Annotated in this window: 12 protein-coding genes; all 12 read right to left on the reverse strand. The window is 45.4% G+C overall.

Features of this window, described 5'->3' with window-relative positions:
* Nucleotides 1-92: 92 nt before the first annotated feature.
* A complete protein-coding gene (gene mltG, locus FPZ44_RS16195) occupies nucleotides 93-1,145 on the reverse strand; it encodes an endolytic transglycosylase MltG (protein WP_144991562.1) in 1,053 nt (350 codons plus the stop codon).
* Nucleotides 1,146-1,233: 88 nt separating this feature from the next.
* On the reverse strand, nucleotides 1,234-1,536 hold the full coding sequence (locus FPZ44_RS16200) for a DUF1292 domain-containing protein (RefSeq protein ID WP_261378350.1): 303 nt from the start codon (nucleotides 1,534-1,536) through the stop codon (nucleotides 1,234-1,236).
* A gap of 3 nt (nucleotides 1,537-1,539) precedes the next feature.
* Nucleotides 1,540-1,833: a DUF1292 domain-containing protein gene (locus FPZ44_RS16205; protein ID WP_144991563.1), complete on the reverse strand. Its 294-nt coding sequence runs from the start codon at nucleotides 1,831-1,833 to the stop codon at nucleotides 1,540-1,542.
* Nucleotides 1,834-1,844: 11 nt separating this feature from the next.
* Nucleotides 1,845-2,261 (reverse strand): Holliday junction resolvase RuvX, encoded by a 417-nt coding sequence (gene ruvX, locus FPZ44_RS16210; protein ID WP_144991564.1) that lies wholly within the window; start codon nucleotides 2,259-2,261, stop codon nucleotides 1,845-1,847.
* A gap of 60 nt (nucleotides 2,262-2,321) precedes the next feature.
* Nucleotides 2,322-2,582 (reverse strand): IreB family regulatory phosphoprotein, encoded by a 261-nt coding sequence (locus FPZ44_RS16215; protein WP_144991565.1) that lies wholly within the window; start codon nucleotides 2,580-2,582, stop codon nucleotides 2,322-2,324.
* A gap of 85 nt (nucleotides 2,583-2,667) precedes the next feature.
* On the reverse strand, nucleotides 2,668-5,298 hold the full coding sequence (gene alaS, locus FPZ44_RS16220) for an alanine--tRNA ligase (protein ID WP_144991566.1): 2,631 nt from the start codon (nucleotides 5,296-5,298) through the stop codon (nucleotides 2,668-2,670).
* A 432-nt stretch (nucleotides 5,299-5,730) separates the two neighbouring features.
* Complete coding sequence (locus FPZ44_RS16225) at nucleotides 5,731-8,118, reverse strand: S-layer homology domain-containing protein (RefSeq protein WP_144991567.1); 2,388 nt, start codon at nucleotides 8,116-8,118, stop codon at nucleotides 5,731-5,733.
* Between the two features lie 277 nt (nucleotides 8,119-8,395).
* Nucleotides 8,396-9,466, reverse strand: a complete 1,071-nt coding sequence (locus FPZ44_RS16230; RefSeq protein WP_144991568.1) for an AI-2E family transporter — start codon at nucleotides 9,464-9,466, stop codon at nucleotides 8,396-8,398.
* A 50-nt stretch (nucleotides 9,467-9,516) separates the two neighbouring features.
* On the reverse strand, nucleotides 9,517-10,002 hold the full coding sequence (gene nrdG / locus FPZ44_RS16235) for an anaerobic ribonucleoside-triphosphate reductase activating protein (RefSeq protein WP_261378394.1): 486 nt from the start codon (nucleotides 10,000-10,002) through the stop codon (nucleotides 9,517-9,519).
* A complete protein-coding gene (locus FPZ44_RS16240) occupies nucleotides 9,999-11,951 on the reverse strand; it encodes an anaerobic ribonucleoside triphosphate reductase (protein ID WP_144991569.1) in 1,953 nt (650 codons plus the stop codon). The genes nrdG and FPZ44_RS16240 overlap by 4 nt, the downstream gene beginning before the upstream one ends.
* 145 nt (nucleotides 11,952-12,096) lie before the next feature.
* The gene (locus FPZ44_RS16245; RefSeq protein WP_144991570.1) at nucleotides 12,097-12,312 is read right to left on the reverse strand and encodes a hypothetical protein; all 216 of its coding nucleotides are present in this window, start codon (nucleotides 12,310-12,312) and stop codon (nucleotides 12,097-12,099) included.
* A 51-nt stretch (nucleotides 12,313-12,363) separates the two neighbouring features.
* Nucleotides 12,364-12,864, reverse strand: coding sequence for a PRC-barrel domain-containing protein (locus FPZ44_RS16250; protein ID WP_144991571.1), 501 nt, complete (start codon nucleotides 12,862-12,864; stop codon nucleotides 12,364-12,366).
* Nucleotides 12,865-12,938: the final 74 nt, after the last annotated feature.

Here is a 12,938-nt window from a genome sequence, read left to right on the forward strand (position 1 = left end):
AATAGCATTGCATTTTTAAAATGGGGAGCCGATTAGATACTTAACGTTTGATTCTTTCTAAATCATTGCAGTGGTTGGTAGCTTTCTATCGATCATTGCTTTTTACTTTTTTCAATGTTTTTCTGATGATCCTCATACGTTTTGGCAAATAGATGAGTCGAAGTTCCATCTTTTTTCGTCACATAGAACAAATACTCCGAAGCTTCTGGCGCCAATGCCGCAGTAAGCGACGCAAGGCTCGGGCTTGCGATCGGACCTGGTGGAAGCTTGTCCACTTTGTACGTGTTGTAAGGACTATCGATTTCTAAGTCTTTATAGAGTAAGCGTTCTTTAGGCTTATCCAATGCATATTGGACGGTCGCATCAATTTGAAGACGCATTTTATCATCAATTCGGTTATAGATAACACCAGCAACTAAGGCACGTTCCTCATCAACAACAACTTCACGCTCTACTAATGAGGCTACTGTGAACAACTCATGAACCGTTAATCCGCGCTCCTTTAACTGCTGCTCCCAGTTCGGAATTTGCGTTAAGCGATTCTCCGTCTCCAACAACATACGATTGACGATATCTTGAGCTGTGCTGCCAATTTTCAATTCATATGTCTCTGGGAATAAATAACCTTCCAACGGATGTTTAAGGCTCGTATCCTGCGGGATGAGGAATGGAGTGGAATTTTCTTTTTGCAGCAGCTTCGCTGTCTCTGCAGCCGCCGTTAAAAATTCGTCCTTCTTAACGATGCCTTCTTTCGCTAGCTTGTCCGCCATTTGTTCAATTGTGAAGCCTTCGGGAATCGTAAAGCGTACACCTTCCTGCTTAACGACTTCTCCACCATTCAGCTTCGCAATAATTTCTTCATACGTCATTCCAGGTTTAAACGCATATTCTCCTGCCTTAAATTTGCTGCCTTCTCCGTTCCATTTCAAATACGTTTTAAAAAAGGTAGCATTTTTAATAAGTCCTTGCTCTTCTAATTGCTGTGCAATTGTAGACGGCCCAGTGCCACTTTCAATCTTCACATGCACTTCTTCGTTTTTCGCCGACACTGGCTGTAGACTGCTCCATACATACCAACCTCCGCCAGCCGCTAAAATCAATACAGCTAGAAAAAGAATAGATACTATTTTCAGTCCTGATTTCATATCTTCACTCTCCCACATGGAAAAAAGAGCGGTATGCCCGCCCTTTTTCAAACTATTACAATGTGCGATTACTATCTACAATCAAGGCTTACTTCTCGTCTTCAAGCTCATCTGAGAATGCAACTTCATCGTAAAGCTCCATTACATTCTCCCACTCTTCATCTTCTTCAATCGTCTCAAGCTGAGGTACACCTTGAGCGTTATCCGTGATGCGAAGTACATCTATTTCGCCGTCTTCTTCTTGAACAACGACAGCATAAGCCTTAGCTTCTATTTGAAATTCCGCAAGCAAGTCGAAGATGCGACTTGTACCTTGTTCATCTGTCATTTCCAACGACGTACCGAACGTCGATGAAATACGATCGATAAATTGAAGTTTCTGTTCACTCACGTCTTAAATCTCCTCTGAATCCACTAGCGTATTGAATGTCTCTTCAACGATATTCCACTCTTCTTCATCTTCGATAACGAACAGCTTCAGGTCGTCTCCGTCTTCTTCATAGCGGAATGCGTATACTTCTTCAGAATCCTCTTCATCACTAGGTTCAACAGGAACGACCATCATGTATTTATTGTCGGACCCATCTACTTCAAACTTCATGATGACTTCGAACTCTTCTTCATTACCCTCATCATCAGGAATGTAGATAATTTCTGGCTCTTCATGTTGTTGTTTATCGTTCGTCATGTTCAAACCCCTCACCTTCTAGATTGATAGTCGAGATAATTCTGCAAAATTATAGTGGCCGCTATTTTGTCAACGACCTGTCTTCGTTTCTTGCGACTAACGTCAGCCTCAAGCAATGTCCGCTCAGCAGAAACGGTGCTCAAGCGCTCATCCCACAGGTGAACGGGCAGTCCCAACGATTCTTTCAATGTCTCGGCGAAAGCAATACTGATTTCGCCGCGTGGGCCGATCGTGCCGTTCATGTTCTTCGGAAGTCCGAGAACAATTTCTTCAACCCCGTGCTCACGCACGAGTGCTTCCAAACGACGCAAGTCATCCTCTGGGCCGCGGCGTACAATAACTTCGACACCTTGTGCGGTCCAGCCCATTGCATCGCTCACTGCGACACCGATCTTGCGGTCCCCATAATCCAATCCAATCAGTTTCATCGTCTTCTCCTACCGCCGCTTATGGCAAGTTCGTGCGCCGTATATCCAACACACGATAAATTAGCGATGGTGTTTCAGGTAGAAACGAACTAACTCTTCGATAAGTTCATCGCGTTCTTTCTTACCCACCATGCTTCGAGCGTTGTTATGACGCGGAATGTAAGCGGGGTCTCCCGAGAGCAGGTAACCGACGATTTGATTGATTGGATTGTATTCTTTTTCAATCAATGCATCATACACTGACAACAAAATTTCCTGACTAGATGCCTCTTGCTCTTCTGGCTTCACATTGAACTTCATTGTCTTATCCATAGAATTCATCGTCGACACCTCGCTTTATTCTTATCATAACACATACCCGGCAAAACAAGAAATTATACCTTTTCCATCATTTCAGACAGGTGCGTTAAGCACCTGCCTGCTGATTTACCAACTGCTCAACGAGCGCAAGCGCTTCGCTCAGCTTCTCGGCATTCTTGCCTCCGGCCTGTGCCATATCTGGACGACCGCCGCCGCCGCCGCCAGCTGCAGCAGCAATCTCTTTAATCATTTTACCCGCGTGGAAGCCCTGTTTAACTAGTTCAGGAGCAACGGATACAACAAAGTTAACTTTGCCTTCACTTGCAGCACCAAGTACGATAACCGCTTGATCCAACTTCGTTTTCAGCTCATCAGCTGTCGTACGCAATGCATCCATGCTTCCAGCATTCACTTGTGCCGTTAACACTTGTACCCCTGCAACTGTGCGTACTTGATCAGTCAATTGCCCTGCTTCCATACTGGAGAGCTTCGCTAGTAGCGATTCATTTTCACGTGCTAATTCTTTTTCGCGTACGAACATCGCTTCTACACGTTTAGGCACATCTGAAACATTGGACTTGAGCAGGCTCGCCGCTTGCTTCAACACATCCAATTGCGCCTCCATATATTGATACGCATTACGACCCGTAACGGCTTCAATTCTTCGTACGCCAGATCCAATTCCGCTCTCGCTTACGATTTTGAACAAGCCAATCTCAGACGTATTGTTTACGTGACAGCCACCACACAGCTCAATGCTGTATTGACCAACTTGTACGACGCGAACAACGTCACCGTATTTCTCGCCGAACAGCGCCATAGCGCCCATTGCTTTCGCTTCATCAATCGATTTCAACTCAATCTTAAGCGCAGTACCCTTCCAAATCTGTTCGTTCACACGGCGTTCGATATCTGCCAACTCTTCAGGCTTGATGCTGCCCAAGTTCGTGAAGTCGAAACGAAGACGCTCTGTTTGCACCAAAGAACCTGCTTGGTTAACATGCTCGCCAAGTACGTCCTTCAACGCTTGATGAAGCAAGTGTGTAGCTGTATGGTTCTTGATGATGTCTTCGCGTTCTGCACGAGCTACAGCCGCTTCAATCGTCATCCCCTCACGGAGCACGCCTTCTTCTACTGTTACGATATGAACATGCTGGCCATGCGGTGCTTTTTTCATATTTTCAACACGCGCAACGAGACCTGAACCTGTCAGTACGCCCGTATCACTTACTTGTCCACCGCTCTCCGCATAGAACGGAGTACGATCAAGGATAACTTGGCAAGTTTGACCTGCAGCCGCTTCCTTAACTAGCTCACTATCAGCGATAATCGCTAACACCGTGGAAGATGTTACATACTCATCATAACCAACGAATTCGCTTTTAGTCGTAAGGTCAGCGAGCGGCCCGCCCTGTACATTCATGCTCTCTGCCACTTGACGTGTGGAACGTGCGCGTTCACGCTGCTCTTCCATCGCTGTATCGAATCCTTCACGATCAACAGTCAAGCCATGCTCTGCCGCATATTCTTCCGTCAAATCAAACGGGAATCCATATGTGTCATACAATTTGAACGCATCAGGTCCGCTAATTTGCGTATGGCCTTCTTTCTTCGCAGTTGCTGCCATTTCAGAAAGAATCGCAAGACCGTCAGCAAGCGTTTCATGGAAACGCTCTTCTTCATTCTTGATTACCTTCTCAATGAACTCGCGCTTTTCTACTACTTCTGGGTAGTAAGTGCCCATTACATCGCCAACCGTCTTAACAAGCTCGACCATGAACGGACGGTCCATACCGAGCATTTTCCCGTAGCGTACAGCACGGCGAAGCAAACGACGAACAACATAGCCGCGGCCTTCATTAGATGGCAATACGCCATCACCAGCTGTAAATACAACAGTACGAATGTGGTCAGCAATTACTTTGAACGCAACATCCAATTCTGGATTTTCTTTATATTTCACGCCTGCAATACGGCTCGTCTCTTCAATAATTGGCATGAACAAATCCGTATCGAAGTTCGAATCTACATCTTGCAAAATGGAAGCGAATCGCTCCAAACCTGCGCCTGTATCGATATTTTTATTCGGAAGCGGCGTGTAGCTGCCATCCTTGTTATGGTTGAATTGAGTGAACACCACATTCCATACTTCTAGATAGCGTTCATTTTCACCACTCGGGTAGTTTTCTGGATCGTTAGGATCTCCGTACTTCTCGCCACGGTCATAGAAAATTTCCGTACATGGTCCGCAAGGCCCTTCGCCGATATCCCAGAAGTTATCTTCTGTTTTGATAATGTGATCAGCTGGAACACCAATCTTCTCGTTCCATAGCTTGTATGCTTCCTCGTCTTCCGGATATACGGTGACATATAGACGCTCAGCTTCAAGTCCAATCCATTTCTTATCAGTCAAGAACTCCCAAGCCCACTCGATTGCTTCTTCCTTGAAGTAGTCTCCGATAGAGAAGTTGCCGAGCATTTCAAAAAACGTATGGTGACGACGTGTTTTACCTACGTTTTCGATGTCATTTGTACGAATACACTTTTGCGAGTTCGTAATACGTGGATTGTCAGGAATGACACGTCCGTCGAAATACGGCTTAAGCGGTGCCATACCCGCATTAATCCACAATAAGGATGGATCGTTATGCGGTACGAGCGATGCGCTCGGTTCGATGTGATGTCCTTTACTCTCGAAAAATTGAAGCCATTTAGCACGAATGTCACTTGCTTTCATGAAGGATTCCTCCTATGACGTTATGTTCCATATAGTTGTGTAAAAAAATAAAAATCGCCCCTGACATGCAGGGACGATTAAATATCGCGGTACCACCCTGGTTATCGCTTGGCTTGCATGCTAGACACACAGCTAAAGCTGCATAGAATAAGCACGATGCAAGACTAAACATAAAGCGATCTCCTCGTCGTTGATAACGGGTTCGACCCGGTGAAGTTCATTCACACTCCGTAACTAGCGTTCAGCGGCACTTCATGGTGAAGATTCTTACAGCCTCTATACAGCGTACTTTGCCATATAAGGAATCTTCTCTCTGGACCAAGGGCTGCAGCTTACTCGGTTTCATCTACGTTTTGACCAATATTTTGACCAATAAAAGTATTGTTAATTATTTAGTATAATTAGCTAAAGGAACGTTGTCAAACCCCGTTATTAGCGACTTCCTCCAGGAGAAGAACTCGTTAAATAACCGACCTCTTGAAGCACGCGTTGCAGCATAACCGCACCTTGCGCACGAGTAGCATGACCTTGCGGTGCAAATGTTTTAGCGTTAAGCCCCGATATCAGTCCCGCATCAACCGCCTTGGCCACATCCCGCTTCGCATAGGAGCTTATATGGTTCCGATCCGAGAACTTCTCAACAGCTGTACCGCCTTCTGTCAGCGGTTGTCCGGCGGCATTCATGACACGCACAAGCATCATCGCCATTTGTTCACGAGTAATCGTCTGACTTGGACGGAACGTGCCATCGCTATAGCCGCTAATAATGCCTGCTCTAGAAGCTGCCCCTATCATGCCTGCCATCGGATGTGAATCACTAATATCACGGAATTGCGTTGCCCCAGAATGATCAGGCTTCAATCCAAAAGAACGAGCGAGCAGCACGGCAAATTGTGCGCGTGTCAGCTTTTGCTCTGGAGAGAAGCGGTCATTTGATGTTCCTTCAATGATAAACTTCGAGGCAAGTGTCTCAATGGACGCACGCGCCCAATGTGAGCGCGCATCATGGAAGGACTTATTGCGCTCTGCTAATGCAGCGCTAATATTGGACTTACCAGCGAACTTCACCATTGTAATTCCACGCTCTACTTTGATTGTATTTGCTGTATATAAAATGCGATCAACACTGGAGTCGTACTGGATCGCGGATAAATATTTGGGATGGTAGACAGATGTTAGTCGGTACGCATGCTGCACATCTGCTGCAATATTACGCGGCGCCTTTCCATCTACAAAGGAGTACAATGAAAACTTATGAGGACTGATAAGCTGGCGTGCACTGAGCTGACTAAGCTTCTGAGTCAACTTAGTTAAAGTTGGGTCTTCTTCCACATGAATAGCCACCCATATCGAAGAGTCATTTGCCCATTCAGTTCGAATACCAGTGTAATTCAGATTATTTAGCGGAAGTGTATAAACCGTATCTTTGTATTTAAGTGAAAACTTTACCCCGCTAGCTTGCTTGGCTGACGTTTCTAGAACTTGCAGCGGAATGACGATGAGTCCACTGTTCTCTGTAACTGGGACTTCATATATAACGTGTTTAGCAGCGCTGTTCTTTGCTGCATAATCAAATGCGGAAGCGAAATGATCCTTGTTGAGTGCATAGCGGTTGCTCGGCATTACACTAATATGAGACGGAGACTGTGCCGGTTGTTTAGCGGCTGAGTTCTGATTCAGCGTATAAATACCATGTTCCAGCAACCACTCGTAGGGTGTATCCGTAATATGCGCTGGACGATTACCTGCCCCTGGTGTGTTTGGCTGACCAGGTGTACTTGGGTTACCCGGGTTACTTGGCGTACCCGGTACTCCGCCTGGCCCACCTGGACTTCCTGGATTAGCGGGTGGTTTGCCTGGAACAGTCGGCCCGCCTGGGACACCGGGCTTCCCGGGTTGACCCGGATTCCCTGGCTTACCGGGCTGCTCTGGTGTTCCCGGTACTCCTGGCTTGCCAGGGGCATCAGGCTTGCCAGGCTGCCCAGGTGTATGCGCACCATACAAAACAGGTACGTTTACTAATGGCGCGAGGCGATTTCCTACTATATCCTCTAACGGCGCTTGGCCAGAATTATAACTTAACGTAATGCTATCATTATAATGTGCTTGCTGCTTAAGTTGGATGGTCACGATGTTAGAATTGGAAGAGAGGCTGCTTAAACCTAGAGGTTGATTATTACGATATACATGGAATTGCTGTAAGGCTGCTAAAGTTACAGGCTTAAGCCTTTCTGAAAAGACGAGAGTTACGACATTGTCTCTCATTGCAGCTTGGCTAAGTACAGGCGGAGAAGTATCACTGCCAGCTTGTGTCCTAAACACCCAATCTCGATCATAGATTCCTACAAAGTCACCGACGTTGCTGCGGAAAGTACCATAATCCATCCATACTGTATATTCTGTATCTGGATTTAATGTTGTCCCCACATGCCATTCGACAGATCGATTGTTGTTCGTTATTTTAACGCGAGCATCACTGACAGGAATTCTTTCTACATCATCTCCCATCAAAGTTCGAATCGCCAGCTCGCCATTCCCCTTTACAATCGCCTGATCGAAAGTAAGCTGAAGTACTGGCCGCGTACTCACCTGTTGTGCAGCTCTCGCTGGAGCCATGTTGACTAAACGTACCGCCTTCCAACTATTTGCCACTGGTCCTACTGAAGCAATTTCTGGGGATGTATTCATAGAGGAATTATTGGACGGCAGCTGTTCCGCATTGGCGTTTGTCTGCTCATTTGATGCGGCAGAAGCAGCAAGTGGCTGCAATACCATCAAAGCAGATACTGCGTACACGAAGCATGATCTTAATAATTTCACTACATATTTCACTCCTCGCACATTTACAAATATTTCTTGTAACTTATATAGACGAATTAAATTTCATTTTGTTGTGCTTTTTCATCAAAAAATTGGTGTCAATTTGTCACATCGCTGTCAGGACGAGCATTTCTATCCCCTTACCCACCCAAAAGCAATCAAAATGAATGATCGGCAACTCACAGCAAAAAAAGCTGCTCGACAATACGAACAGCTTTTTCCCCTTCATATTTGAAGCCTGTACGCTATGCAAGTAGTAAGAAGTAGTAATTGAGCGTTACAACGTCCTACGCCTTACGAAATAAGTAAATACATGTTGGAGCACAACCTTCAACGCTGCGAAGACAGGTACTGCCAATATTAAACCGACGACCCCAGCGATTTCGCCACCTACGAGCAAAGCGAAAATGATGGACAACGGATGCATATGCAGCGTTCTGCCTACGACCTGTGGAGAGATCACGTTTCCCTCTAATATTTGACAAGCCGTATTTACGACAATAACCATCAGCATCATCTTAAATGAAATAGTTGAGGCAACAATCAGAGCAGGAGCCGCTCCAAAATAAGGACCTAAATACGGAATAATATTAAATATCGCCACCATTAAAGCCAAAAGCAGCGCATAAGGCATACCAATCATCCAATAGCCGATATAGGCCAGCATCCCGATTATGACACACACGAGAAATTGACCACGAATATAGCTTCCGAGTGCAGCATCAATATCTTTGAACATCATGACAAAATGCTTGCGATGGCTTCTAGGCACATAAGCCACTACCGTTCGTTCGAACACCTCGAAGTCTTTCAAAATGTAAAAAATAAGGAACGGGACGATTAATGCAACAAACAGCATATTAATCGTTGCACCAATATTGTCTATAAAATGAGTAATGCCTTTGCTCATCCGCTGTTCCAGCATAAACATCCATTCATTCATACCCGTCCTCAGCGTTGGAGGCATTAAGGAAGACTGACTAAGTCCACTCATAAATCGCTCTGCCTTCGCATTTAACTGCGGCATCTGCTGATTCAGCCCTTCAAGCTGCGCCAACAACATCGGAATTGCATTCATAAGAATAACGACAACAGAGAAAATAAATACCGCATAGATGAGCAGCACCGCAATCGTACGCGGTACTTTGCGATCATTTAACAACGAAACGATCGGATTAAGTACATAAGCAATGATCATAGCAATAAAGAAAGGAGCAAAGATTGCCTTAAAAAACGTATACAAATGTCCTATAACTGGTCGTAGCAAATACAGCATATACAAAATAAGCAAACCGAGAAGCATATAAATGCCGTATACGAACAATTTATTTTTTAACAAACGCTCCACTGCTTCTCACACTCCATCGGGACATGCATTCACAGTAGAGTATATGTCAACTACACCAAAAATAATCCGTCAGGATTTCCATTGGACAACTTCCAAATTCGTTGATTGTCGCTGCCGCGAAAACGCAATTCCGGTCGTCTTCGCTCTTGTAAGAACTGCCCATCTACCAGCACATCGATATAGGTCAACAGCTCATTCATATCTTTGGTTCCACTTTGCTTTATATATTCCAACGTATATCCCGTATACGCCCAAATGTTACGTCCCGCCTCACGGAGAATTCGTGCTAATCTTTTTACTTCACGCGCCTGCAGAAACGGCTCTCCGCCAGATAAAGTGATATCGCTAAGCGGATTGGACAGGAGTTCAGCTGCTGCTTCCTCTACACTAAGCACTTCGCCAGCCTGCATATTCCATGACTGCGGATTATGGCATCCAACACAGCGATGTGGACATCCACTCAAAAAGATAACCGAGCGTAATCCTTCACCGTCTACAACACTATCATGTACAAATGACAATACGCGCAAGCTCATTGATGCTTCACCCGCTCCTGCTCCTCCGCTTGCTTCGCCCGATTCCATTTGCTCATATTCCCAACCAAATAGCCTGTAATCCGCCGTATTCGCTCGATATTTGCCTCTGGCGCTCCACAAACCGGACATTCACTATGAATGATCGCTTGATATCCGCAACTGCGACAGCGATCCACAGGATGATTAATAGAGCCATAGCCGATATGGTGCTCTGCCATCGCCCGCACAAGCCGGTCGAGCGCCATTATATTGCCCGCTACCGCACCATCCAACTCGACATAGGTAATATGTCCGCCATTGCACAATTCATGGAAAGGTCCCTCTATGCGAATTTTATCAAATGCCTTCAAGTTGTAATAAACGGGTACATGATACGAATTTGTATAGTACTGTCTATCTGTCACTCCAGGGATAATCCCAAAATCAATACGGTCTTTCTTCACAAACTTTCCTGAGAGACCTTCTGCTGGAGTAGCAATAAGAGAAAAATTCAAGCCCGTTCGCTCTGCCGTCTCATCCATCCGCTTACGCATATGGCGAATAATTTGCAGCCCCAGCTCATGAGATGATTCCGACTGACCATGATGACTGCCTACTAATTGCGTCAATGCCTCTGCAAGACCAATAAAGCCAACGCCCAGCGTTCCTTGCTTCAACACATCCACCAATTCATCCTCTGGCGCTAACTGCTCACTTCCGCGCCAAACTCCCTGTCGCATAAGAAAGCTAAAATCTTTAGCACGCTTCTTACTTTGGAATTGAAGACGCTCTATCAGCTGCCGCTCCGCGATACCTATCAACTTGTCCAGCATCGAGAAAAAGTGCTCCACATTATCCGAAAGCAAACTAAGCCGAACGAGATTTAACGAAGTAAAAGATAAGTTACCACGGCCTAATGCAGTCTCTTTTCCGTTCACATTTCCCATTACCCTAGTTCGACATCCCATATAGCAAGCTTCAGATTCTGGTGTACCGTCATCATATTGAGCGTTAAATGGTGAATCTAAAAATGCAAAGTTCGGAAACAGTCGCTTAGCCGTTGTCTCCAGTGCTAATTCATACAAATCCCGATTCGGATCACCAACGTCGAAACTGATTCCGGACTTTAACTTAAATATTTGAATTGGGAAAATTGGCGTCTCTCCATTGCCAAGACCTGCCTGAGTAGCCAGCAGCAACTGCTTGACTAGCAATCGTCCAAAGGCAGACGTGTCCGTTCCGTAATTAATTGAAATGAAAGGAACTTGTCCGCCGCCGCGTGAATGCATCGAGTTTGAATTGTGAATGAAGGCTTCACAAGCTTGGTAAACATCTCGTTCTGTCCACTGCCACGCAAGCGACCCAACTTGCCCCGGATCAGTAAGAGGTAACTGTTCTAGCAAAATGACATGACGATTATAGGTCTTCTCTACATAAGGAGCCAAATCATAATCGAACATCGGATAAGCTTGACCGCCATGCTGCTGATTCTGATTCGCCTGCATAATGATGGAAGCCAGTGCCATCGCGCTTTTAATATCCTTAGGTTCACGCATATGTCCATGTCCTGTGTTAAATCCACCACGCAGCATTTGTCCGAGCGGAATTTGACAGCAGGTCGTCGTTCCTGTTGCATAATAATCTAGATCATGTGGATACAGCAGATTACTTTCCATTGCTTCTCTGGTCTCAGCCGTAAGCAGGTGATGCATCGCATACCAACGCGCGCTTTCACTGGCCATTTTCCCCATAATCCCCATTGGTGAGCGTCCGTCGACGTTCGCATTTTCTTGCATCAAGTCTTGATCAGAACCATCTACGATATCATCCAAGGCTGTAATCAACTTTTTCTGATCTAGTTGTTGCTGGTTTGCTATTTTATGAGCTGTCTGAAAGCGATGAACTGACTTAGATTGGTGTACAGTTCCCGCTGAAAACGACTCTTTTTTAGAAGTAAATAAAGTGGTCATCTATATCCCGCCCCTTCTTATGCACACTATATATAGTATGCATGCATAATGAAGATCACAATATGTATTATGTCACACCTGAAATTACAAAATTAAACAACAAAAGACCTGACTGCATAAGAGCAATCAGGTCTTGCTTGTTAGCTTATGTAGAGGCTGGTGCCCCTGTATACGCATTATCTGTCCATTCATCACCGAAAAAGAGATCATCCAGTGAGCTGAGTGTTCCATCTTCCTCTACTTGATAGACCGACATTTTCTCACCATTCACTGTTAGTTCAATAAAGCATCCCCAGCAGTAAAATTGGTGAGCACCTATTTTGCCGATGTCTTTCGAGTTGCAGTTCGGGCATTGCAGCATATGTTCACCATTCCGTCCCTATAATATTGCGCATTAGGGATTACAGCCACTCTATTGGTGCTCTGGCTTGAGGTCATGAAGCAGAATCGCATGTTCTCCTATCTGCATCCGGCTTGTTCCATCAATGCGCTGCCTTCCTTCCAGAAGGTCGGATATTAATCCGTCTGTAATTTCCAGTCCTATTATCGTATTGCCCATATCTGCCTGAAAATAAACATCAGCAACCCAGCCTATCTGCGTTCCCTCTAGCGTTAGCAATGGAATGTCCTTCAATCGCCTTGAACCGTATAAAAATGACCACTCTTGCTGCTCCACTATCTCTTCTCCACGCTCAATGACAGATGCACTCGGAATAAACACGGCATCTTCACCACAAGCCGCAAGCTGCTCCCAATGAATAACAGCAGCATGACGGCGGAACATGCCGCCCTCTTCCAATTCCAGATGAGTCAGCTTCCATTGTGCCGATATCCATATATCTTTGACTTTAGATACTCTTTGTCCTGTCGTAATATCATAGATCGGCAAGCCAATGAGCTCCAGCAACTTCACAATGCTCCTCCTCCAGCGAGATGCCGTGCTTGACAAACTCGCGTGTGAACTTGAAACACACATCCGCTTGAGGA

The sequence above is a fragment of the Paenibacillus agilis genome (assembly GCF_007786455.1).
Lineage (GTDB): Bacteria > Bacillota > Bacilli > Paenibacillales > Paenibacillaceae > Paenibacillus_B > Paenibacillus_B agilis.